This window comes from Thermotoga sp. 2812B (genome assembly GCF_000789335.1).
GTDB lineage: Bacteria > Thermotogota > Thermotogae > Thermotogales > Thermotogaceae > Thermotoga > Thermotoga maritima.
The window spans coordinates 965,431-989,001 of the sequence record NZ_CP003408.1; the positions used below are offsets into that span (position 1 = coordinate 965,431).

A 23,571-nucleotide genomic window follows, 5' to 3' on the forward strand; every position below is an offset into this window, starting at 1 on the left:
CCGCCCGTTTTATCTAATCGGTTTGTCCTTTGTAACCTCTTCCAGTGTGAGTAGTCTTTCCCATCTTCTGTCGACGTATTCCTGGAGTTCGTCTATGATTTCTTTTGCATCCGGTCTTGAAAGAAGTTTTCTGAACCTACCCTGAACCTTCAGGAATTCCTCCACAGGTTTGAACTGTCTCGGTTTTCTTGTGACTCTGTAAACTCCTCTTTCCACTTCGTACAAAGGCCAGTACTTCGTTTCTACGGCGAGTTTCGAGATCTCGACTGTCTTGTCGTCGTTCACTCTCCAGAACCTGACGCAAGGAGAGAAGACCGCAAGGAAAGAAGGTCCATCGAAGTTCAGCGCTTTTTCCACCTTGGCAAAGAAGTCCATGGGTTCAGAGAGCGATGCAGTTGCCGCGTAGACGTTTTCGTGGGCTGCTACGATTTCGACGATGTTCTTTTTCAGCTGGACCTTTCCGGGGAGCTTCTTTCCAACTGGAGCTGTCGTGGTATCCGAACCCGGAGGTGTGGATCCGGATCTCTGGTTTCCTGTGTTCATGTATCCCTCGTTGTCGTAGAGGACGTAGAGCACCTTATGACCTCTTTCGAGCATCCCGGACAGTGACTGAAGACCGATATCGTACGTTCCACCGTCTCCACCAAAGGCAATGAAGGCGTATTTCTTATCTTCTGGGATTTTTCCTTTGTTTTTCAGTGCTTTGTAGGCCGTTTCTACACCGCTCATCGTCGCTGCCACATTTTCAAAGGCGTTGTGAATGTAAGGTACGCTCCAGGCGGTGTACGGATAGATGGAGGTAGAAACCTCCAGACAGCCTGTTGCGAGTCCAACAACGGGTTCGTATCCGAGGTGTCTTGCGATCATCATCACGAACTTCACTGTGATGGGTGCTCCACAACCTGGACAGAGCCTGTGACCCTGTGTGATACCGATTTCTTTCTTATCGAACTCCTGTGCCAGCTGTTTTATGTTAACAGGCATTCTTCACACCTCCTTCACTCTCTGAGCCCGAGGTATCTCTGTTCGTCTGCTATGAGGTTTCCGTTTATGGCATCTTCGAACGCTTTTCTGATGTGCTCTGGTTTGATGTCCCTTCCACCGAGACCGTAGACATAGGATCCAAGCATCGGCCTCGCTGCTACTTCGTAGAGCGCAGATTTCACTGCTTCGTAGAGAGGTGCTTCCGCTCCGAAGGAAACCGCTCTGTCGAGCACAACCACACTCTTTCTTCCATTGAGGAGTTCCTGAAGCTGTTCCTTCGGGAACGGCCTGAACATCCAGATCTTCAAAGAGCCGACTTTGTAGCCCTCTTCTCTCAGTTCATCAACCACGTACTTTATCGTGCTGTTTGTAGAGCCCAGTGCTACCATCACGTGCTCTGCGTCTTCCATTCTGTACGGTTCGACGAACCAGTATTTCCTTCCAAACGTTTCTTCGAATTCTTTTGCGATTTCCGGGAACACCTTCTTTACGTTTTCCATGGCTTCAATCTGCTGTCTTTTGTGTTCGAAGTAGTAATCGTAAAGATCGAGTGGACCCCAGGTTACGGGGTGTTCGGTATCCAGAAGAGGATACATGGGTTTGAGCTCTCCGACGAACTTTTTCACGAGTTCATCGGGATAGAACTCAACGGGTTCCACTCCGTGAGAAAGGATGAACCCATCGAGGTTCACCATGACGGGAAGTCTCACATCTTCGTGTTCTGCCAGTCTCACAGCGAGAATGGTGAAATCGTAAGCCTCCTGATTGGTTTCCGCAAAGAGCTGAATCCACCCGGAATCCCTTTCTGCCATCGCGTCGCTGTGGTCACAGTGAATGTTTATAGGACCACTGAGCGCTCTGTTCACAACGGGCATCACGATAGGAAGTCTGTAGGAGGCAGCGATGTAAACTATTTCGTGCATCAGTGCGAGTCCATTTGCACTGGTTGCCGTCATCGCTCTTGCTCCCGCGGCAGCGGCTCCAACAACAGCACTCATCGCACTGTGTTCACTTTCGACGGGAATCATTTCTGTCCTGACAACGCCGTCTGCGACGAACCTGGCAAAGTACTCCACAATAGGTGTCTGTGGAGTGATCGGGTACGCCGCAACGACATCGGGTTCTATCTGTCTCATCGCATTGGCAACGGCCTCAGCACCGGTAACGGCCACTCTCTCGACGACCCTTTCCATCCTCATCCCTCCTCGCTCAGAAACTCAGTCTCAGGTCTCATCTCTATGGCCTGCTTTGGACATACGTTCGCACAGAGTCCGCATCCTTTACAGTAGTCGTAGTTGAAACCTTTCATTATTCCGCCTTCCTGAATGATCGCCTGATCCGGACAGTAGAGCCAGCAGAACATACAGTCTATACATTTCTCTTTGTGGAGAATAGGTCTCATCACACGCCAGGCACCTGTTTTGTATTCTCTTGCTGTCCCCGGTTTGTCGATGACTCCTCCAATGGGAATTTCCTTCCAGCTTTTAAGAGACATTCTCACACCTCCTCACTCTGAGCACTTTACTTCCTCATATCCACGTCTCAAAGCTCTCTTGTTCGCCTCAACCACTTCCTGGGGAAATTTCTTTCCGAACATCTTCTCGATTCTCTTCTCTATCACCTCAAGAGGCACAATGCCAGTCACTCTGACCAGCGCCCCAAGCATCGGTGTGTTCGGTATTCCTCTCTTTATCTCCTGGAGAGCGATGTCTGTAGCATCCACCACGCATATCTTCCCGTTGAATCCTGTCTTTTTTCTGACGAATTCGAAATCCTTAACGGTGTTCACAAGGAGGATTCCATCTTCTGACAGGCCTTCTACAATGGCGGGAGAAAGTAGTGTTTCATCGATCACCACAACGACGTCCGGGTTTTCCACCGCGGATCTCACTCTGATGTACTCATCACCAATCCTGTTGAAGGCCCTCATGGGAGCGCCTGTTCTTTCTGCACCGTATTCTGGAAAAGCCTGAACGTATTTCCCGGCTTCCAGAGCGGCTTCTGCCAGCATCTGGGAAGCACTCTTCGCACCTTGCCCGGCTCTACCGTGCCATCGTATTTCAAAGTATTTCTTCGCAACGGGCATCCGATTGCACCTCCTCGACAACATGGATTTAACCCACGTTATTGTATCAGATACATAATGCATTTCATAATGGTATACTTAAACAATAAATTAAATCTTCAGATCCTTCAGTTTTCTCTGAGCGGTGATCACTGAGTTGATAACTCTGTTTATGGTCGTGAATCCTCCTGCAGTCTCTTCCAGAACCTTCGTTGCACTGTCGATTTCCGCGCTCTTTTCTGAGAGTGACTCTTTCGATGTATCGAGGGAGTTTCTGACCTCCTGAAGGAGCTTTACGTTGTTTTCCATGAAACGAATCATGTTCTGGAGGGTTTTTCCAACTGTTTCAAACAGATTCGCCATGAACTCGAGGTTTTCGAGGGATCTTTGTGAAGATCCGAGAATTTCTCTGGTCTTCTCAACGATCTGCTTTGTCACTTCATTTGTTTCGTTTGACAGATTCTGAACCTCGTTTGCCACGATCATGAAGCCTTTTCCCGCTTCTCCCGCCCTCGCAGCCTCTATGGTGGCGTTTAAGGCGAGGATGTTGGTTTCCCTGGCGATTCTCATAATGTTCTGAATCAACTTTTCGATCGATCTTATGTTTTCAAGGGTCTCTCCTATCTGGGATGAAGCTTCTTTCACCCTTTCGACGATCTGATCTACATTTGTTCCAGATTTTTTCAACTCCTCCATGATGTTTTCGCTGATCTTCTCCATGTCTTGGATGACAGAGACGAGCTGATCACTTTTCGCTTGAAAATCTCCCACCAGTTCCTGAAACAGTCTGTTGAGATTCACAAACCTTTCTTTAACTTCTTCTATTCTGCGCTGCATTCTTCTCAGCTTTCTGGTCAGTGCTTCGTCCAGCTGGCTTGTGAAGGATATGATCGTGTTCTCTGCAAAGAACGCAGAAGTGAGTTTATCCACGATTTCTTTTTCTCTCATAGAATCACCTCACAAAGAATAGAGATTGTCTATCAGATCAACACCGCATTTGAGATTTCTGAACCACTCGAGGAATTTCTTCACAGACTCTCCTCTGAACACAGCGCCGTGCTGAGGTGCGATCATATCTATCTTCTTCTTTGAAACCATATCCACCCATTTCTTGCAGGCCGCATTGGAAGACATGTACCTTTTGTGGAAGGCCTCCATGAGCGGAAGATGTCTTTCGAAATCATCGACGTACCTGTACCTCTTTCCTTTTTCAAACACCGCGGCGCCTATATCTCCTGAGAAAAGGATCTTTGCCACCGGATCGTAGAGAACGAAATTCCCAGTAGAATGAAGGAAATGCGCCGGGAGTATCTCGAGTTCGTTACCGCTCAGGAGTTTTATCTTTGTTCCTTTGTCAGGGATCGGAACGATCCTTTTCTGATCGTAGATTCCAAAGTGTGGGAGAAACCTCACCCAGAGAGAGGATATGTATATCTTCGCGTTCTCACATATCGAAAGCCAGAGCAGAATTCCGGATGTGACATCGGGATCCTGATGCGTGTAGAATATGTGTTTTATGCTGGAAAGATCAACCACTTCCGCTACATTCGACATCACCCTGGGAAAGACGTGTGCTCCACCCGGGTCCAGGAGAATCCCTTCGTTTCCATCGAGGATCAGATACTGGTTCGTCTGAACGATCTCTTCTTCTTTCTCTTCCCATCCCAGAAACAGGAATTTGTGCTGACCGTTGTCGAAGAGGATTTCGTTTTCAAACATGTTGTTCCCTCCTTAATTCAAAAGATTTCAAGAATTAATCCCCATTTGATTTTATCACTACATACAACGCTTTGTGACTGTTTCTTTTCTTTTCATCATATGACAGTGAGAGGTGTTATAATCGACTATGGTGAATGTGAAAAAAATATCAGATAAAAATTGTGAAAAAATTCCCGATAAATTCCGATCAGGAGGTGGCGGTTTTGGTCAAGTCGAAAGAAGAACTCTTCAAAGAGCTGGAGAATTTCATAGAAGAAAATGGGTACGAGGGAAAGAAGGATGCACTCATACAGGTGCTTCACAAGGCACAGGAACTCTTCGGATATCTTCCCGCAGATGTTCTCGAGTACATCTCAGACAAACTCGACGTTCCTCTCTCGAAAGTTTATGGAGTGGTCACCTTCTACAACTTCTTCTCCACAAAGCCAAAGGGAAAACATCAGATCAAGGTTTGTCTCGGTACCGCGTGTTACGTGAAGGGTGCGGACAGAATCTTCGAAAGATTCCTCGAAGAACTCAAGGTGAATCCGGATGAACCCACCAGCGATGGTATGTTCTCCGTTCACGGTGTGAGATGCCTCGGGGCGTGCAGTATGGCACCGGTTGTCATGGTGGATGAAGACGATTTTTACGGCAGAGTAACTCCCGATATGGTGCCTCAGATCATCAGTAAGTACAAGCGGGAGGGATGAGGATGGCCAAGGTGAAGAGTCTGGAAGAACTCATGAAGATAAAGGAGCAGGCGCTGAAGGATCTCCAGCTGAGGGGCGAAACAGGTAAAAGAGGGAAGATAACTGTTGCGATGGGTACGTGTGGAATAGCGGCGGGTGCCAAAGAGACTCTGAAGGCGATCGTTGAAGCCCTCAATGAATACAACATAAACGATATAGCGGTTGTTCAGTCGGGTTGCATGGGACTCTGCGAGGTGGAACCCACCGTTGAAGTGAGGCTCGAAGGTCAGGAGCCAGTCATATACGGAAGGGTCACTCCGGAAAACGCAAAGAGAATCGTGAAGATGCACATACTCGAAGGAAGGGTCGTCGAAGATCTGGTGGTCAAAAGAGGAGAAGCCTGACTCTGGAGGTGAAGGAAAGTGCCGCTCACAACGAACACGATCCTTATCTGTGCAGGTGGAGCGTGTATTTCCGCCGGCGAAAAGAGTGTCAAAGATGCCTTCGAAGAAGAATTGAGAAAGTACGGCCTCGATGAAGTTGTCAGGGTGATAGAGACCGGTTGTATGGGAGCGTGTACTCTGGGGCCGATCGCCGTGATCTACCCGGAAGGTGTGTTTTACCAGAAGCTCACGCCAGATGCGGCAAGAGAGATCGTTGAAGAACACATTTTGAAGGGAAGGATCGTGGAGAAGTACCTTTACAAAGCTCCCGAAGGAAAACCTGTTCCAAGGGTCCATGAGGAAGTGCCTTTCTTCAAGAAACAGGTCAGGATCGTCACAAGGAATCTCGGTGTCATAGATCCCACGAAGATAGAGGAGTACATCGCAAGAGACGGATACTTTGCCCTTGCAAAGGCTCTTCAGATGAAACCGGAAGACGTGATAAGGGAGATAAAGGACAGCGGACTCAGAGGAAGAGGAGGAGCGGGTTTTCCAACAGGGCTCAAGTGGGAACTCGCGGCAAAGCAAAAGGCCGAGAAGAAATTCGTTGTCTGTAACGCGGACGAAGGAGATCCGGGTGCTTTCATGGACAGATCGGTTCTTGAAGGAGATCCACACGCCGTCATAGAGGGAATGGCAATAGCCGCCTACGCGATAGGTGCTCAGAAGGGGTTCGTTTATGTCAGGGCGGAGTATCCTCTCGCCATCGAAAGGCTCAACATCGCACTGAATCAGGCAAGAGAGTACGGTTTTCTTGGAGAAAACATAATGGGAACGGATTTTTCCTTCGATATAGAGATCAGAATCGGTGCGGGTGCGTTCGTTTGTGGTGAGGAAACCGCGTTGATGGCCTCCATAGAGGGTGAGAGAGGCCAGCCGAGGGTGAAGCCTCCCTATCCCGTTGAGAAGGGACTCTGGGGATACCCCACAGTGATCAACAACGTTGAAACACTTGCGAACGTACCCTGGATCATCAGAAACGGTGCGAAAGAGTTCAGAAAATACGGGACGGAGAACTCTCCGGGGACGAAAGTGTTCGCTCTCGCTGGTAAAGTGAAGAACACAGGTCTTGTGGAAGTTCCCATGGGAATCACACTCAGAGAGCTCATATACGAGATTGGAGGAGGAATAGCCGGAGACAAAAAGCTGAAAGCCATCCAGACTGGGGGACCGAGTGGAGGATGTATCCCCGCTGAGTATGTGAACACTCCTGTTGATTTCGAATCCCTCCAGAAACTCGGTGCAATCATGGGTTCTGGTGGAATGATAGTGATGGACGAAGACGACTGTATGGTTGACGTCGCAAGGTTCTTCCTCGAGTTCACCGTGGAAGAATCCTGTGGAAAATGTACGCCCTGTAGAGAAGGAACGAAGAAGATGCTCGAAATCCTGGAGAAGATCACTTCCGGCGAGGGAACAGAGGAGGACATAGAAGAGCTCGAAAAGCTGGCGCATGTGGTAAAGGACACTTCCCTCTGTGGACTTGGTCAAACCGCACCGAATCCTGTTCTTTCCACACTCAGATACTTCAGAGACGAGTATCTGGCGCATGTCAGAGAGAAGAAGTGTCCATCCAAGAAGTGTAAAGCGTTGATCAGCTATGTGATTGATCCTGAAAAATGTGTTGGATGTACCGCGTGTGCGAGAGTCTGTCCTGTTCAGTGTATAAGCGGTCAGGTGAGGCAGCCTCACGTGATAGATCAGGCGGAGTGTGTCAGGTGTGGTAGCTGTATCGAAGTCTGTAGGTTTGGAGCTATAAGTAAGGTTACTCCAGCCCTGCCGGTGGAGGAGGCGGTAGAATGATAGGCCCAAGGGATCTTCTGAATATAGCTTTGAGGATCGAATCAACCGGTTACTCTTATTACAAGAATCTCGCGGAGAAAACGGAGGGGGAAACGAAGGCACTCTTTGAACGGCTGGCGGAACAAGAGAGGGACCACTCCAGAAAGTTCAAGGAGATCCTAGAAAAATACGAGCAGGATCTTAACCCATCCGATGAGGTGCTCGGCTATCTCGAAGCTCTCGCAGAGATCTCTATCTTTCCCAAACTCGAAGAAATTCCCCCTGATGATCTGAGAGAAGCCGTGAGAAGGGCCATCGAAGTGGAAAAAGATTCCATAGTCTTTTACAGCGAAATATTGAGCTACGTACCGGAGAAAGAACCCGTTCAGGCGATCATCGATGAGGAGAAAAAGCATCTGAGGGACCTTCTGAGACTGGAAGTGTGAAGATACCCCGCCGGACGGCGGGGTTTTTGTTCAAATCATTCCACCTCTGCCAGAACGCTGACGGGTCCACCGTCCAGCCCCTTGAATCTCAAAGGAAGAGCGATCACACGTTTTATCTTCTTTCCAGCGACAAGTTCTAAATTCACATCTTCGAATATGATGATGGGTCTTTTGCTGCTGAATTTCTTCGACAAAAGCCATCTGTGTGCGGGGTAGTTCTCTTTTTCACCCAGCACGATGGGATCGGCGCTGAGAAAGTCGAGCATGACCGCTTTGAGAGAGGGGACAGATTCCCTCAGAAAACGAGCCAGCTCTTTTGAAATGCCGGGGAACATGTACCTGTAGGTTACAGGATCTGTTCTTCTCAACTTCGCAAAACCCGATCTGAACATGAGAAGATCCACACCATTCAGATCCAGTTCTTCGATATCTTCGATGGTGAAGAGTTCCATTGGTTTCTTCTCCCTGTCCACGAGCAGGGGTTTTTCAAAAATGAAGTATTCAAGAGGTATCTGATCCAATGTCCAGCCCTCTTCACAAAAATGGTAGGGGGCGTCCACGTGTGTACCCGTGTGCGAGAAATGATGAATCATCGTCGTGTTGGCGGCGTCTCCCTGTTCTATTCTGCTCATCGGTTCAAAATAGTCCGGTGGATTGTCCGGGTAGGTCAGCATTTTCTCTTCTATAGGGTAAGATAATTCTATGAACACGTCTGTCACTCCCTTTCTGAAGGAGGTATCAACATGGAGTTTCTCATCTACAGTTTACCAGAGGAAGTTCTCAGAGAAGAAATGCTGGGGAACTTTTCTGTAGCTTTGAAGCTGATCGATGACTTTCTGAAAAAGGACCTCCCTTTGCTTCAGCGTGAAAGACTCATCTACGAAAAAGAGAGGATCGAAAGACTCCTTGAGGATTATCCTTTCACCGAAAAAGAAGCGATGGAAAAGATGAGGGAGATGTTTGAGGGTTTCTCAGAGGAAGAGTTCCAACATCTCATGAACGAAGGAGTACTCGACTACATCGTCGTGGAGGGTGAGAAACGATTCGAAAGGCGTTTCTTCCACAACCTCGCCTTCGTCAGATCAGAGTACAGAGAAAGACTCAGAAAAGATGAAAGAATTGAAAAAGCCCGAAAAATTCTCCACGAACGGCTGGAGCGTCTCATAAAGGGTGAGGATCCGAAAAGATACAGAATAAGAGCGAAAATAACTTTGAAACTGAAGGAAACATCCTCCAAGCACCGCGTATGGCTTCCGTTTCCCAAGGAAGGCCTTCAGATCGAAAGTGTGAAACTTCTGAGAACAAGTCACGAAAGTTACTACATTTCTCCGAACGGTGTTCCACAGAGGACCATCTACTTCGAAGGCGAAGACAGCACTTTTTTCGTGGAATTCGAGTACATTGTTAGAGAGTGGGTGAACCACGTCGATCCTGAAAGAGTTTCAGAGAAAGTTGCGGGATTTGAAGAGTTCCTGAAAGAAGAGCCTCCACACATCGTTTTTACTCCGAAACTCAGGTGGTTAACACAAACGGTGGTGGGTAGCGAGGTAAACCCGTACCTCAAAGCGAAAAGGATATACGACTGGATCACACTCAACGTGAGGTACTCCTACGTGAAACCGTATGCCCTGTACGAGAACATAGCGGATTTTGTGGCGAACAACCTGAAAGGCGACTGTGGTTTTCAGGCTCTTCTCTTCATCACGATGTGCAGGATCGCGGGTGTTCCTGCAAGATGGCAGTCTGGATGGTACATAAATTCGATCTTCGGTTCTCCTCACGACTGGGCACTTTTCTACGTGGAGCCCTATGGGTGGCTTCCTGCGGATCTTTCCTTTGGCGGTGCGAGGAGAGATAATGAATCTTTCAGAAGCTTCTACTTTGGAAACCTGGACGGCTTCAGAATGGTGGCAAACGACGGCTTCATGAAAGACTTCGATCCGAAAACTCGTTTTGTGAGAAGCGATCCCACAGACAATCAGGTTGGAGAGGCGGAAAGCGAAGAGAAACGTCTGCCGTTCGAAAGTACCATAGAAGTTATTAGTTTCGAGGAGGTGTGAGAGATGTCGAGGATCGTGAACGTGAAGCTTTCTCTCAAGAGATACGAATACGAAAAGCCGTTTCACATAACTGGAAGCATATCTTCCGAAAGCAGAAATGTCGAGGTTGAAATCGTTTTGGAAAGTGGTGTCAAAGGGTACGGAGAAGCATCTCCCTCCTTCAGAGTGAACGGTGAAAGGGTGGAAGCGCTTCTTGCAATAGAAAACGCTGTGAGGGAGATGATCACAGGCATCGATGCGCGAAACTATGCCAGGATCTTCGAGATCACGGACAGGCTCTTCGGGTTTCCGAGTTTGAAAGCAGCCGTTCAATTTGCCACACTGGACGCTCTCTCTCAAGAACTTGGAACACAGGTCTGTTATCTCCTTGGAGGAAAAAGAGATGAGATAGAAACGGACAAAACAGTTGGGATAGACACCGTCGAAAACCGTGTGAAGGAGGCAAAGAAGATATTCGAAGAGGGTTTCAGAGTGATCAAGATCAAAGTTGGAGAGAATTTGAAGGAAGACATCGAAGCCGTGGAAGAGATAGCGAAAGTCACCCGCGGAGCGAAGTACATAGTTGACGCGAACATGGGATACACCCCGAAGGAGGCGGTGGAGTTCGCGAGAGCAGTATATCAAAAAGGAATAGACATCGCTGTGTACGAACAGCCTGTGAGGAGGGAAGACATAGAAGGCTTGAAGTTCGTGAGGTTCCACTCTCCGTTTTCCGTCGCGGCGGACGAATCCGCGAGGACGAAGTTCGATGTGATGAGGCTTGTGAAGGAAGAAGCGGTTGATTACGTGAACATAAAACTCATGAAGTCGGGAATTTCCGACGCTCTTGCCATAGTGAAAATAGCAGAATCGTCAGGTTTGAAGCTCATGATCGGATGCATGGGAGAGTCCTCGCTCGGAATAAATCAGAGTGTTCATTTTGCGCTTGGAACGGGAGCTTTTGAGTTTCATGACCTCGACAGTCACCTGATGCTGAAGGAAGAAGTTTTCAGAGGAAAATTCATCCAGGATGGTCCGAGAATGAGGGTGAAAGATCAATGACGGTTCAGCAGTTCATAAAGAAGCTTGTGAGGCTCGTAGAGCTTGAAAGGAATGCGGAAATAAACGCAATGTTCGATGAGATGAAGCGGCTCTCGGGGGAGGAAAGAGAGAAGAAGGGTCGTGCCGTTCTGGGTCTCACAGGAAAATTTATAGGAGAAGAACTTGGATATTTCCTTGTGAGGTTTGGAAGAAGAAAAAAGATAGACACGGAAATCGGTGTGGGTGATCTTGTTCTCATAAGCAAAGGAAACCCCCTCAAGAGTGATTACACGGGAACGGTTGTGGAGAAAGGAGAGCGTTTCATCACGGTAGCGGTCGATAGGCTTCCATCGTGGAAACTCAAAAATGTGAGGATAGACCTCTTTGCGAGCGACATCACGTTCAGAAGACAGATAGAGAACTTGATGACGCTTTCTCCAGAAGGGAAAAAGGCCCTTGAATTTCTCCTTGGAAGGAGAAAGCCAGAAGAGTCGTTTGAAGAAGAGTTCACTCCCTTCGATGAAGGATTGAACGAGAGTCAGAGGGAAGCGGTTTCCCTTGCCCTCGGAAGTTCTGATTTCTTTCTCATACACGGCCCCTTCGGCACGGGAAAGACCAGAACACTCGTGGAATACGTAAGACAGGAAGCGGCACGTGGAAGGAAGATTCTGGTCACAGCGGAGAGTAACCTTGCTGTGGACAACCTCGTGGAGAGGCTCTGGGGGAAAGTGTCTCTGGTGAGGATTGGCCATCCTTCGCGCGTGTCCTCTCACCTGAAGGAGTCCACACTCGCACATCAAATCGAAACAAGCAGTGAGTACGAGAAAGTAAAAAAGATGAAGGAAGAACTCGCAAAGTTGATCGAAAAAAGGGACAGTTTCACAAAACCTTCACCGCAGTGGAGAAGGGGGCTCAGCGATAAGAAGATCCTGGAGTACGCGGAGAAGAACTGGAGTGCCAGGGGAGTTTCCAAGGAAAAGATAAAGGAGATGGCAGAGTGGATAAAGTTGAACAATCAGATTCAAGATATCAGGGAACTCATAGAACGCAAAGAGGAAATAATAGCGAACAGGATAGTACGGGAAGCGCAGGTTGTGCTTTCGACCAATTCGTCCGCAGCTCTGGAAATAATATCGGGAATAGTCTTCGATGTGGTAGTTGTTGACGAGGCTTCTCAGGCAACTATCCCAAGCATCCTCATTCCCATATCGAAAGGCAAAAAGTTCGTCCTCGCTGGGGATCACAAACAGCTTCCACCCACGATACTCTCGGAAGACGCGAAGGACCTTTCGAGAACACTGTTTGAAGAACTCATAAATCGATATCCCGAGAAGTCTTCTCTTCTCGATACCCAGTACAGAATGAACGAACTTTTGATGGAGTTTCCGAGTGAGGAATTTTACGACGGAAAACTGAAAGCGGCCGAGGAAGTCAAAAACATAACGCTCTTCGACCTTGGAGTGGAGATACCGAACTTTGGAAAGTTCTGGGATGTTGTTCTCTCCCCAAAAAACGTTCTGGTCTTCATAGACACAAAGAACAGACCTGACAGATTTGAAAGGCAAAGGAAAGACTCTCCCTCGAGAGAGAATCCATTAGAAGCACAAATCGTAAAAGAGGTTGTGGAAAAGCTTCTCTCTATGGGGGTGAAGGAGGATTGGATCGGGATCATCACTCCCTACGATGATCAGGTGAATCTCATAAGGGAGTTGATCGAAGCGAAAGTAGAAGTACACAGTGTGGATGGTTTTCAGGGAAGGGAAAAAGAGGTCATCATCATCTCATTTGTGCGTTCGAACAAAAACGGTGAAATAGGGTTCCTCGAAGATCTGAGAAGACTCAACGTCTCACTCACACGGGCGAAAAGAAAACTGATAGCAACGGGAGATTCGAGCACGCTCTCTGTCCATCCAACTTACAGAAGATTTGTAGAGTTTGTGAAAAAGAAGGGAACTTACGTGATCTTTTGATCTGAGAGTCTATAACAAAAACATTCCCCCACTCATGTGGGGGTTATTTTTTTCGTACATCTAAGGAAGTATTGAAACTCGCAGAGGAACGCAGGATACCCTACTCCGAAGATAGTTTCCATACCTCTAAGGAAGTATTGAAACCCGTTGAGTTCAAGAGAAATTATACCACAAACACACTCTGGAAGCAAGATGTTTTTTGAACTTCCATATTCTCTTTTTCCATAAACCATTCTAACACACATTGTTTCATCGTTCAACAAAAAAGAGGCCAGAACCGGCCTCTTTGTGAAAATCATTAAATAAGTTAAGTGTTATTTCTACAAGGAATCTCCGACCAGTTGTTAGTACGAAATAGAGAACTCATATACATTGCTCTCCACAATTTCCTTCCATGTGTTTGCAACTATTTTTATAAAGTATGTTCCTGGTTCTAGATATTCTCTCAAATTTGATTGAATTGAAAATATACCTTCCTTCATACTTTCATAATCCTCATAAAGGAAGGCAACCAATCTCATATTATCAGGCGATGTTCCGATGTACACATCAAAATTCACCAGTCCCCATTTGTAATTCCCGTCCCATTCTATGTGCCATTTAACTTCTCCATCGGTTACACTATCTATCACAACTTTTTTTAGCCTTAAAAATGGAACACCTCTCTCCTCCAGGTCATTTCCAGCAGATCTTATGTAACTGTAGAAATTGGTGTACACCAGTTCTGTTCCATCTTTGTTTAGTCTGATAAACTCTCTTCCATCATCTGCGAAGGCCACTTCAACTGTTCCTTCATACCAGCTTTCTCCATCTTTGCTAATGTAAAGATTATTACCTTCTAGTTTCCAACCATAAGTAACCGTTGGGTTGAGTGGTACATTCCACATCATTCCTCTCCAATTTTCAAAAGCTTCTAGGGTTCCATCCGGCTGAAAAACTAAAACAGTGTATTCACCCTCTTCTCTTATAAATCCGTGATTATACCAGATGCCAACGAGCGAAGCGGGGGAGGTTATAGGATGCCATTCGGTTAGTGTCTCATAACCGTATGGTAATTCGGTATGTGTAATAGGCCCTTCGACTGAAACAACATTGTTCCCTATGGAATAAAGGTTCATTCTTCCGGATTCAAAATAATAAGGGGTTCTTAGCTGTTTACAGGTATAAGGGAAACTATAAGTATAGTAGTCTCCTTTTTCCATTGGTTCCGGATCTATGTCGTACCATACCGCACCTTCGATGTCCCACGCTAAATACGCATAGAACAATTTGTAAATAAGATCGACAATTTCATCTGAGGCGGGTTCTACTTTTTCGTCTTGTGATGAGTAGAAGCACCATTTGATCTTAACATCTTTCATTGTTCCATCTGAGTAGGCTTCAAAAACCGGTATTGGATATACCATCCCTCCTAACTGATTTGTTGGTTCCAGGAATCCCCAGTTGAATTTCAAAGTGATGTCTTTGTTTTCAGTTTTGTCGTGTAGGATCAGTGTGTATTCTCCTGATTCGATGGGTGTATTTTTTTCAACACGTCGAGGATTGAAATAATATTGGTAGATCCTTTTACTTATCTCGACTATCTCACCACTATTGTGAGGGGATATAGGCTCCCCATCAGGGGATATCAGAGTAGCACATGGTGTTAATGTGTAAAGTTCATAATCAAGCTCGTGCCCTTTGTAGTTTATCCAGATTATTATCGAATCTCCTTCAGTGCTGTTGTTATGATAATGAATTGGTGGTTTGGGGTCTTCAAGGTCTGAAGGATCTTGAATGAGAAAGCTATACCATGTTTCTTCTTTCCAGTATATCCCTTCCTCATCATCGAAGATTCCGTTTCTGTTTATGTCCGGGTTTAAAAAGTTTTTTAAAGTTATATCGTATTCTCCGAACTGTTTTATAGCTTCTTCGTCAACGAAACCAAGCTTTTCAACGAAATCACTGAACGATATCTCAGGAGCTAATATTCCGTTTTCCAAACGCAAAGTTCCAAGATCTATAACGTCTACCGCGTCACCGCTTATAGGAAGACTGCTGAGATCGGATGTCGGGTCTCCAATCAAACCCACCAGTTCTATTCCCTGGTCAGTCTCTTTGAAGATTCCTATCACGTAAACGCAATCCTTCTCTAAACTCAGTTCAAGCGAAGTTCCTTCAAGTTCGAAATGTTCCATTATTTTAGTTTCACCTCTTAGATAGAAATCCCAATTGTTACTACTTCTTGTTAAATTCACATATGCGACGTGGTAGCCTGTTCCAGAATTGGCTTTAGACAGGCTTTTACTTCCAATAATGTTAGAAAGATCGGCTTTGAGAAGCACTTCTCCTCCGGCTGCGGGTACTGCTGATCCTGGTGCATTGCTTGAGTTGATCTTTATTCCACAGGCAGTTATGAAGATAAAAATAAAAACAGGTATTACAAAATAAGCCAGCACTTTCTTCATAAAGCCACCCCCTTGAAATCTTCATGTTCATTTTTGTAAAGTATATAACAATATCATTATCATAGCCAAACATCTTATTCACTTTGAAACTTTCAGATCAAAAAATTAAAGAGGCGGGATTGCCCCGCCTCAATCTGAACTCTTCGAACTGTTCCAGTTACTCTCTCACGTACCTCTGCGAATCGTCGTACCCTTCTATTTTCCCCTTCAGAACATTCTGGATGTACTCAATGACGGCGTCTGACATGAGGTATCCCGTGTCGTATCCGTCCCACTCTTTGAACATGACATAACCGTCTCCACCACCTGCCATGTAGTTGTTTGTGACCACTTTGTACTTTTTCTCTGGATCGAGCGGCTCTCCGTTCACGAAGACTTCCACGACTTTTCCGTCTTTGCTCTTCCAAGTGAGGCCGGAAACCTGGAGGAACGCACCTTTACCTTCCGGAATGGTAGCGGCGTACTCGAGCACTTTCATGATCTGTTCACCGGTGAGTTCCAGTACGTAGAGAGTGTTTCCAAACGGAAGAACCGTCAGTATATCTCTCACAGTGATCTTTCCAGGTTTTATAGAGGCTCTGATACCTCCACCGTTTGTGAAAGCGATATCCGCTCCCACTTTCCATCTCATGGCGTCCGCTATGAGGTTGGCAAGATTCGTGCTTCTCGATCTGACGTGTTCTCTTTCACCATCGAGGTAGATCTTCGTCTCTCCTATAACGGTATCGAGTTTTTCATTTCCCACTTTTTTGAAGTATTCAAGAGCCTTTGCGACGTATCTGTTTTCAAGGTACGGCTTCCCGAGGTACCTGTACTTTTCGTTTTCGTACACCTTCAAATTAACGGGTATCGCTTCCCAGTGCCACGCCACGATCTTTCCGTCTTCGATGTCCAGATCGAGTCTTCCGACGTACTTTCCATATTCTCCGGCCGAGGCTATTATCTTTCCGTCCACAACGTCAGATCCAAGCACGTGGCTGTGCCCCGCTATCACAACGTCTATTCCCTCAACTCCTGCCAGCTGGTGTGTCGTGGTGATGTCTTCCTTCTTTGGCTCTCCCCAGTCAAGGTGCGCAAGAGCGATCACAACATCTGCCTGTTTTTTCAGTTCGGGTGCCATTTCCTGGGCCACTTTCAGGGCGTTTTCGAACTTCAGACCTTCGAGGTAGAGGGGTTCCAGGATCTCCGTTTCTTCTGTGGTGAAGCCGATGATGGCGACTTTCAGCTCACCGAGATCTTCGACGATGTATGGATTGAAGAACGGTTCACCATCTTCTTTCACTATGTTCGCTGAAAGGAACGGAAAATCTGCGAATTTCATCTGTTTTTCGAGAACTTCCCTTGGATTGTCGAACTCGTGGTTTCCAACGGCCATGGCTTTGAGTCCTATCATGTTGAATCCAACGATGTCTGGTATGGCATCTTGAAGATCGGACTCTGGAACACCGGTGTTCAGGTCTCCCGCATGGAGAAAGATCACGTACCCACCCTGACTCTCGACTTCCCTTTTCACCTCTTCTACGATCGTTGCGATGGCTGCAAGGCCCCCAATTCCGGGATTACGATACTCATCGAATGCCCAAGCGTGACCGTGTGTGTCGTTGACATGAAGAATGGTGAGCCTCACACCAAGAAGCAGAGCGGTTATCAATAAAGCCAGAAGGATCACCAGGAACTTTCTCATGATATCACCCCTTTAAAGATTTTAACTCTAATGTGCTAACATATTGTGAGATTCTGTTAAGGAGGTTTCACTCGTGACGGTGGATCCATCTCACACGATTCCCGTGAGCGTGACCGAGACGTTTTGTTCGCTCAACTGCCCTCACTGTGGAGCGCACTATTTGAAACACATGATCTCTGTGAATGAAATTCCAGCCTTTGTGAAGAAAGGATACAGAAGCTTTCTGATAAGTGGCGGAATGCTTCCAGATGGTTCCATTCCGTTTGAAAAGTATTACGAACGTTTGAAGGAGCTGAAAGAAGCCCACGGTCTTCTTTACAACTTTCACGTGGGGTTTCAAAAGTCCAAGGTTGCAAAGGAGCTGGCTGATGTTGTTTCCATGGATTTCTTCGGTGAAAAAACCGTTTTGAAAAGCATATACGGACTCACATTGACTCCACAGGAAATTTTAGATATCGCTCACTTTTATGAGAACGTGGTGTTTCACATCACGGTGGGAATAATGGGTGGAAAGATCACCCACGAAGAAAAAGCGCTCGGGATCCTGTCTCGGGAGACAGACACCGTTGTTTTGAACGTGTTCATTCCAACTCCCGGAACGAAATTCGGAAAATCTTCCCCACCGGATCTCCAGGAGGTTGTGAAACTCTTCGAGAAGGCAAGAAAAATGTTCAAAAGAGTAATCCTCGGCTGTATGCAACCGAGGGGGGAATACAGAAAGAAGCTTCAAAACGAGTTGAAAGATCTCGTGGATGTCGTCACAAAGCCCGTTGGTGGGACGGGTGAGTACAAGGGATGCTGTGCCTTCATCGGCCGAGGGTGAAAGTGACTTTCCCTGGTCCCATGTCGAACGTTTGTCCGAGTGCCAGAACGGTCGCAAGTTCAACTGGGAGGCCGTTTCTTGCGATCTTTTCTACGGTTGTCTTCACATCGTACTTGACACGCACTATTTCAAAGCTGATCGTACCGTTTTCAACGTCGACGATCATGTAAGACGCTCTCGGATCACCGTCTTTCGGTCTTCCGGCGCTTCCTGGGTTCAGAACGAGCTTTCCCATAACCCATTTCACCATGGGAAGGTGAGTGTGTCCGTTCACAACAACATCCTCTTCGACCGATTCCACGATCTTCTTCAACCTGTCTGGAGGAGTGTTGGGCTTCACGTACTCGAGGAGTTCGTTTAGAGGACTTCCATGAACGAGCAAGAATCTGACACCTTCAACTTCGAAGCTAAGCTTTTTGGGAAGATTTCTCAAAAATTCTCTGGTTTTCTCAGAAGTGTTTTCGATCGACCACTTGAGGGAGATGTCTCCAACCTCTGTTTCCCTTCCGGGTGCGTAGGAACAGCCACAGCTCTCTTTGGAATAGCCAACGGCATCGTCGTAGTTTCCCATAATCGTTTTGATGTTTTTTTCCATGATCGTCTGTACAACGGCTTCAGGATCGGGTCCATATCCGACCAGATCTCCAAGGCAGAACGCTTCGTCGACACCCTTGTTCTCCATGTCCTCCAGAACGGCCTTCAGCGCTTCGAGATTTCCATGAACATCTCCGAAGAAGGCAAGCCTCATTTTATCACCCTTAGCTATTATAAAGCGCGATTTTTTAAGTCTTCTTTAAGAACTGTAAAGTTCTTTCAAGTCTTTTCAGTGTTCTTTCTTTTCCCAGCACCTCTATGGTTTCAAAAAGACCGGGTGTTACCAACTTTCCAGTAACCGCTCCTCTTATGAGCTGAAAGACCACCTTTTTCGATGCCAAACCCCTTCCAGCCAGATCCCTCAATGTTTTTTCTATCTCTTCCATGTTCCAGCTGTTGAGATCTTCAAAGGCTTTTTTTGCTTCTTCAAGCACCCTTTCGGCTTCTTCTCTCTTCAAAAATTTCTCTACATAGTCCTTTTCGTATTCGTAATCGTCACTCATGAACGGATACATAATGTCGTACAGCTGAGAGAGTGTGTTCACCTTCTCCCGACATATGCGGAGGGCCTCCGTGAAGTAGCTTTCATTCAGGGAGGGAATTTCTCTTCCCACGTACTTTGCCCATTCGATGAATTCCCTCTTCAGGTCTTCGAGATCGATTCTTCTCATGTGCTTTCCGTTCACCCACTCGAGTTTCTGGTAGTCGAAGATGACTCCCTTGTTTGAAATATCTCTTGGATCGAATGACTGGAGTTTCTCTTCTATGGTGAAAATCTCGTCTCCTTCCACTCTCCAGCCGAGAAGCGCAAGATAGTTCATCAATGCCCTGCTCAAAATGCCCTCCCTTCTGAAGTGTTCAACGGAAGTGGCGCCGTGTCTTTTGCTCAGAGGTGTTCTGTCCGGTCCAAGGATGAGTGGAATGTGCATGAACACAGGTGCTTCCCATCCGAAGGCCTCGTATATCATGAGCTGTTTTGGGGTGTTAGAAAGGTGATCTTCACCGCGGAACACATGGGAGATTCTCATGAGATGATCGTCCACCACGACCGCGAAGTTGTAGGTGGGAAATCCGTTCGATTTCATGATGATGAAATCTTCCAAGGTGGAGTTGTCGAATTCCATATAGCCTTTCAAAAGATCTTCGAAAGAGGTCTTTCCGGGAAGAACTTTGAATTTTATGGTAACGGGATGACCTTTCTCCTTGTATTCGTGGGGATAGTCGTAAGTTGTGAAGAGTTCTTTAGAGGGATCTTCCTTATCGTAAACCACGTAATAGGCCCTTTTATCTTCCACCAGCTTCTCGGCGTATTCTCGGTAGATCTCGAGTCTTTCACTCTGTCGATAGGGACCGAAATCTCCCCCTATGTCAGGTCCCTCGTCCCAATCGAGACCGCACCACTTCAGAGATTCCAGAATCTGCTGTTCGTATTCTCTTGAGCTTCTCTCAGTATCGGTGTCTTCTATTCGAAGGATGAACTTTCCACCCTCTTTTCTTGCGAACATCCAGTTGAAAAGAGCAGTTCTCGCTCCACCAACGTGGAGATGACCCGTTGGACTCGGGGCGAACCTGACTCTCACCAATTCAAAGCACCTCCTGATTTTTTTGATCCGACTTCTAATATATCAAAAAAAGCCCCGGTGATGAACACCGGGGCCTGGATTCGGTTTCGACCTCTATTATCTAACAGGTCTCACATTGACAGCCTGAGGTCCTTTGGTACCCTGCTGGACTTCGAACTCAACTGATTCGTTCTCCCTGAGGGTCTTGAAACCGTCCATCTGGATCGCTGACCAGTGAACGAAGATGTCTTCTCCGTTCTCCATGGTGATGAAACCGTAGCCTTTCTTAGAGTCGAACCACTTAACCGTACCTCTCATGAAAAAATCACTCCTTCTTAAAAATCTTTCCGCTCAAGGCGGCACTTCTTAAGTGTACACCTCGAATACGGCTTTGTCAAAATCTCTGTATTCTTCATCAGAAGGGATTTACGGTGTTTCGAAATTTTAGTGTTATCCTAAAGACATATTAATTTAACTTAATGGGTCTTTATATGAAAGAGTTTTTTCCTATTCTTTATATGCACAACTATATCCCTTGAGGAGGAGTCCATGATGGAATACTGGGTTAGAAGGGCCCTTGAAGTGGTGAAAACACCTTTTCTTCTTTTCGATCTTTCGATCGTGGAAAAGAAGTATCTGGAGATGAAAGCTGCTCTCAAAAACGCAGATATTTACTACGCGGTGAAGGCAAACTCCCACCCGCGTATCATTTCCCTTCTTGCCAGGCTGGGAAGTAATTTCGATGTGGCTTCCAAGGGGGAGATAGAAAAGCTCCTCGCACTCGGTGTAGATGGGAAGAGAATGAGTTTTGGTAACACCATAAAAAGAGAGGAAGACATCGCGTTCGCGTACAAGAATGGTATAAGGCTTTTCGCGGTAGATAGTGAGATGGAAGTGGAAAAAGTTGCTATGAATGCTCCTGGAAGCTTCGTTTTTGTGAGAGTGGAAACGGATGGTGCAGACGCAGACTGGCCTCTTTCCAGAAAATTCGGAACCAATCCAGAACACGCTCTTCAGCTTCTCTTCTATGCCTCAAAGATGAAACTGATACCTGCAGGATTGAGTTTTCACGTGGGATCTCAAAATCTTAATACTGAAAGCTGGAAAAAGGCGATAGAGATCGCGGGAAGAGTGTTCAAAAAAGCCATGAGATCCGGTTTGAATCTTTTCCTCTTGAACGTTGGTGGAGGCTTTCCTGTTCAGCACACAAAGCCAATTCCGAGTATGGAAGAAATAGGAAAGGCAATCGAAGAGGCGATAGACGAAAACCTCTGGTTTGTCCACAATTTGAAGGTGATAGCCGAGCCTGGAAGGTACATGGTTGGAGAAGCAGGCTGGCTTGTCACGAAGGTGCTTTTGAAGAGCGAAAGATCCGGTGAAAAATGGGTCTACATTGACGCGGGAGTGTTTCATGGGCTCGCGGAAACCATTCAGAACTTCGAGTACGAAGTCAGAGTTCTCGGAAAAGAAAGAGAAGAGCTCGAAGAGTACCATCTGGCTGGTCCCACCTGCGACAGCGTCGATGTGATATACGACAGGATCTTTCTTCCAAAGAGCATCACCCTGAACGACCTTGTGTGCTTCATAAACGCGGGAGCTTACACGGTTGAGTACAACACCCGTTTCAACGGAATAGAACCACCGAAAATGGTTTTCATCGAAGAGCTCACGGAGATCTCAATAGAGGAGAAAATCAGAACACGGGTGCTGGATTGAATCATCCCTCAACGACTTTTACATAGACGCTCCTTGTCCTCGGGCCGTCGAATTCGCAGAAATATATTCCCTGCCAGGTTCCAAGGAGGGGGCGTCCGTTTTCTATTATGAGAGTGACAGAAGATCCCACCAGAGACGCTTTTATATGAGAATCGGCGTTTCCTTCCAGATGTGTGTAACCAGCCGACGGTGGAACCAGCTTGTTCAACGTGTTCATTATGTCCTGTCTCACACTCGGGTCTGCGTTTTCGTTTATTGTGACACCCGCGGTGGTGTGCGGAACGAAAACCACGCAGATACCGTTTCTCACTTTAGATTCTTCTATGACCTTCACAACCTCCGAAGTGATATCCACGAACTGTGTTCGAGAAGAAGTTCGAACTGTGAGTCTCTTAAACATCTACTTCCCCCCCTCTTCATTTGAAAAACACGTTTGTGATTATCACCACGTGGCCTTCTCTTTCTTCGAGATCTATCTTTATCTTTTCTTTTTCAACGTTAAAGGTCTCAGAAAGCCAGCTGGCGATTCTTTCTTTTATCTTATCCGAATTTTTATCGAGCATTTCTTTTGGAATGATCTCTGTTATGTTCATCTGTTTTCTTTTTGTTGTCCCAACTATCTGTTCCAGCCTTTTTTTAGCGGTTTCTCTGCTTTTCTTTTTCTTTCCGAATTCCCAGAACAGGAACTTCATAATATCATCCCCTCTTGAGTTTTGAGAAGAAGTCTTTCAACGTGTCGAGGAAACCCTTTGAAACGGTGACGAAATCGTTCTCTAGAGGAACACCCTCTCCCCGAATTCTTCTTGCGAGGTTTTCAAAGTTTTTGGAAATCCTCGAATTTCCGTTCAGTGAAACCGGGATTCCAGTGTTTGAAGCAACTATGATATCTTCTGAGTCCGGTATAACGGCTATGATCTCCAGTGACAGCGTGTGTTTGATATCATCAGTGGTGAGCATCTCTCCCTTTTTCACCATGTGCGGTTTGAATCTGTTTATGATCACGTTTATCTTCTCATCGGAAAATCCGAAGTTTTCCAGAAGACCGATCACACGATCCGCATCAGAGATCGCAGGAAGTTCTGGAGTTGTGACAACAAGCACCCTCTCAGCAGGGGCAACAGCGTTTCTGAATCCCCTTTCGATACCGGCCGGAGAATCGATTATGATGTAGTCGAAGTGTGGTATCAGTTCTTTCACAATGGCCTTCATGTCGTTCGGCGAGATCATTTCTTTCGTGGCTATCTGCGAAGCAGGAAGAAGATACAGATTCTTCAACATTTTGTGTTTGACAAGAGCCTCTTGGGGAGAGACCTTACCGTTCACTACATCGATCATGGTGTAAACGATTCTGTTTTCCAGCCCAAGAACTATGTCCAGATTTTTCAATCCTATGTCGGCATCGATGAGACACACCTTCTCCCCGAGTTTGGCCAGGGCGCATCCGAGATTGGCCGTTATGGTGGTTTTACCCACCCCTCCTTTTCCGGAAGTCACTACTATGACATTTCCCATCAATCCCACCCTTTCTCGTTCACCTGAACAGTTTTCTTCCCAAAATATTGTACAATAAAATGTGATCATACAA

At 46.5% G+C, this 23,571-nt stretch carries 24 protein-coding genes; 9 read left to right on the forward strand and 15 right to left on the reverse strand.

Translation table 11 applies throughout. The annotated features are described in order from the left end of the window. Window positions 1-9: 9 nt before the first annotated feature. From T2812B_RS04810 to T2812B_RS04835, 6 genes are all read right to left on the reverse strand, one after another. Window positions 10-984 (reverse strand): thiamine pyrophosphate-dependent enzyme, encoded by a 975-nt coding sequence (locus T2812B_RS04810; RefSeq protein ID WP_008194222.1) that lies wholly within the window; start codon window positions 982-984, stop codon window positions 10-12. Window positions 985-998: 14 nt separating this feature from the next. Beyond that, window positions 999-2,177 carry a pyruvate synthase subunit PorA gene (porA, locus tag T2812B_RS04815; RefSeq protein ID WP_004082460.1) on the reverse strand — a complete coding sequence of 393 codons (1,179 nt, stop codon included), beginning with the start codon at window positions 2,175-2,177 and terminating at the stop codon, window positions 999-1,001. A 2-nt stretch (window positions 2,178-2,179) separates the two neighbouring features. Then, on the reverse strand, window positions 2,180-2,479 hold the full coding sequence (porD, locus tag T2812B_RS04820) for a pyruvate synthase subunit PorD (protein WP_004082458.1): 300 nt from the start codon (window positions 2,477-2,479) through the stop codon (window positions 2,180-2,182). Window positions 2,480-2,491: 12 nt separating this feature from the next. Then, window positions 2,492-3,070: a pyruvate synthase subunit PorC gene (gene porC / locus T2812B_RS04825; RefSeq protein ID WP_008194227.1), complete on the reverse strand. Its 579-nt coding sequence runs from the start codon at window positions 3,068-3,070 to the stop codon at window positions 2,492-2,494. A 90-nt stretch (window positions 3,071-3,160) separates the two neighbouring features. Beyond that, window positions 3,161-3,997 carry a methyl-accepting chemotaxis protein gene (locus T2812B_RS04830; RefSeq protein ID WP_008194229.1) on the reverse strand — a complete coding sequence of 279 codons (837 nt, stop codon included), beginning with the start codon at window positions 3,995-3,997 and terminating at the stop codon, window positions 3,161-3,163. A 9-nt stretch (window positions 3,998-4,006) separates the two neighbouring features. Then, on the reverse strand, window positions 4,007-4,768 hold the full coding sequence (locus T2812B_RS04835; protein WP_008194231.1) for an MBL fold metallo-hydrolase: 762 nt from the start codon (window positions 4,766-4,768) through the stop codon (window positions 4,007-4,009). Window positions 4,769-4,971: 203 nt separating this feature from the next. Between T2812B_RS04835 and T2812B_RS04840 the strand changes: the two genes are divergently transcribed. From T2812B_RS04840 to T2812B_RS04855, 4 genes are read left to right on the forward strand one after another with little or no spacing between them, the layout of a single operon-like run. Then, a complete protein-coding gene (locus T2812B_RS04840) occupies window positions 4,972-5,460 on the forward strand; it encodes an NAD(P)H-dependent oxidoreductase subunit E (RefSeq protein WP_004082449.1) in 489 nt (162 codons plus the stop codon). A gap of 2 nt (window positions 5,461-5,462) precedes the next feature. After that, on the forward strand, window positions 5,463-5,843 hold the full coding sequence (locus T2812B_RS04845; protein WP_004082448.1) for a ferredoxin: 381 nt from the start codon (window positions 5,463-5,465) through the stop codon (window positions 5,841-5,843). 18 nt (window positions 5,844-5,861) lie between these two features. Then, window positions 5,862-7,685, forward strand: a complete 1,824-nt coding sequence (gene nuoF, locus T2812B_RS04850; RefSeq protein ID WP_008194235.1) for an NADH-quinone oxidoreductase subunit NuoF — start codon at window positions 5,862-5,864, stop codon at window positions 7,683-7,685. Further along, entirely contained in the window at window positions 7,682-8,110 is a 429-nt protein-coding gene (locus T2812B_RS04855; protein ID WP_008194237.1) for a ferritin family protein, read from the forward strand. The genes nuoF and T2812B_RS04855 overlap by 4 nt, the downstream gene beginning before the upstream one ends. A 35-nt stretch (window positions 8,111-8,145) precedes the next feature. On the opposite strand, the gene T2812B_RS04860 is transcribed toward T2812B_RS04855, so the two are convergent. Further along, complete coding sequence (locus T2812B_RS04860; RefSeq protein WP_008194239.1) at window positions 8,146-8,820, reverse strand: cyclase family protein; 675 nt, start codon at window positions 8,818-8,820, stop codon at window positions 8,146-8,148. A gap of 33 nt (window positions 8,821-8,853) precedes the next feature. Here T2812B_RS04860 and T2812B_RS04865 point away from each other — a divergent pair, with 33 nt between their 5' ends. The 3 genes from T2812B_RS04865 to T2812B_RS04875 are packed head-to-tail and all read left to right on the forward strand — an operon-like array spanning window position 8,854 to window position 13,160. Beyond that, the gene (locus T2812B_RS04865) at window positions 8,854-10,170 is read left to right on the forward strand and encodes a transglutaminase-like domain-containing protein (RefSeq protein WP_008194241.1); all 1,317 of its coding nucleotides are present in this window, start codon (window positions 8,854-8,856) and stop codon (window positions 10,168-10,170) included. A 3-nt stretch (window positions 10,171-10,173) separates the two neighbouring features. Beyond that, window positions 10,174-11,211: an L-Ala-D/L-Glu epimerase gene (locus T2812B_RS04870; protein ID WP_008194244.1), complete on the forward strand. Its 1,038-nt coding sequence runs from the start codon at window positions 10,174-10,176 to the stop codon at window positions 11,209-11,211. Then, window positions 11,208-13,160, forward strand: a complete 1,953-nt coding sequence (locus T2812B_RS04875) for an IGHMBP2 family helicase (RefSeq protein WP_008194246.1) — start codon at window positions 11,208-11,210, stop codon at window positions 13,158-13,160. Before T2812B_RS04870 ends, T2812B_RS04875 begins: the two co-directional genes overlap by 4 nt. Window positions 13,161-13,504: 344 nt before the next feature. On the opposite strand, the gene T2812B_RS04885 is transcribed toward T2812B_RS04875, so the two are convergent. Together T2812B_RS04885 and T2812B_RS04890 are read right to left on the reverse strand one after the other, a co-directional pair. Continuing rightward, entirely contained in the window at window positions 13,505-15,607 is a 2,103-nt protein-coding gene (locus tag T2812B_RS04885; RefSeq protein ID WP_008194248.1) for a hypothetical protein, read from the reverse strand. Between the two features lie 157 nt (window positions 15,608-15,764). Further along, on the reverse strand, window positions 15,765-17,291 hold the full coding sequence (locus tag T2812B_RS04890; protein ID WP_008194250.1) for a bifunctional UDP-sugar hydrolase/5'-nucleotidase: 1,527 nt from the start codon (window positions 17,289-17,291) through the stop codon (window positions 15,765-15,767). Between the two features lie 73 nt (window positions 17,292-17,364). Here T2812B_RS04890 and T2812B_RS04895 point away from each other — a divergent pair, with 73 nt between their 5' ends. Continuing rightward, window positions 17,365-18,114 (forward strand): radical SAM protein, encoded by a 750-nt coding sequence (locus tag T2812B_RS04895; protein ID WP_008194252.1) that lies wholly within the window; start codon window positions 17,365-17,367, stop codon window positions 18,112-18,114. On the opposite strand, the gene T2812B_RS04900 is transcribed toward T2812B_RS04895, so the two are convergent. The 3 genes from T2812B_RS04900 to T2812B_RS04910 all read right to left on the reverse strand — a co-directional run bounded on the left by T2812B_RS04900 (window position 18,098) and on the right by T2812B_RS04910 (window position 20,588). Then, on the reverse strand, window positions 18,098-18,862 hold the full coding sequence (locus tag T2812B_RS04900; RefSeq protein WP_008194253.1) for a metallophosphoesterase: 765 nt from the start codon (window positions 18,860-18,862) through the stop codon (window positions 18,098-18,100). The genes T2812B_RS04895 and T2812B_RS04900 overlap by 17 nt on opposite strands. A gap of 34 nt (window positions 18,863-18,896) precedes the next feature. After that, window positions 18,897-20,291, reverse strand: coding sequence for a glutamate--tRNA ligase (gene gltX, locus T2812B_RS04905; protein WP_008194255.1), 1,395 nt, complete (start codon window positions 20,289-20,291; stop codon window positions 18,897-18,899). A gap of 96 nt (window positions 20,292-20,387) precedes the next feature. Beyond that, entirely contained in the window at window positions 20,388-20,588 is a 201-nt protein-coding gene (locus tag T2812B_RS04910; RefSeq protein WP_008194257.1) for a cold shock domain-containing protein, read from the reverse strand. 231 nt (window positions 20,589-20,819) lie between these two features. Between T2812B_RS04910 and T2812B_RS04915 the strand changes: the two genes are divergently transcribed. After that, a complete protein-coding gene (locus tag T2812B_RS04915) occupies window positions 20,820-21,986 on the forward strand; it encodes a type III PLP-dependent enzyme (protein ID WP_038050925.1) in 1,167 nt (388 codons plus the stop codon). 1 nt (window position 21,987) lies between these two features. Here the strand turns inward: T2812B_RS04915 and T2812B_RS04920 are convergent, their stop codons facing one another. Genes T2812B_RS04920 through minD form a run of 3 tightly spaced genes read right to left on the reverse strand, consistent with a single transcriptional unit; the run spans window position 21,988 to window position 23,498 of the window. Continuing rightward, window positions 21,988-22,386, reverse strand: coding sequence for a secondary thiamine-phosphate synthase enzyme YjbQ (locus T2812B_RS04920; protein ID WP_008194260.1), 399 nt, complete (start codon window positions 22,384-22,386; stop codon window positions 21,988-21,990). A 16-nt stretch (window positions 22,387-22,402) separates the two neighbouring features. After that, window positions 22,403-22,678, reverse strand: coding sequence for a hypothetical protein (locus tag T2812B_RS04925; protein ID WP_008194262.1), 276 nt, complete (start codon window positions 22,676-22,678; stop codon window positions 22,403-22,405). A gap of 4 nt (window positions 22,679-22,682) precedes the next feature. Next, window positions 22,683-23,498, reverse strand: a complete 816-nt coding sequence (gene minD, locus T2812B_RS04930) for a septum site-determining protein MinD (protein WP_008194265.1) — start codon at window positions 23,496-23,498, stop codon at window positions 22,683-22,685. Window positions 23,499-23,571: the final 73 nt, after the last annotated feature.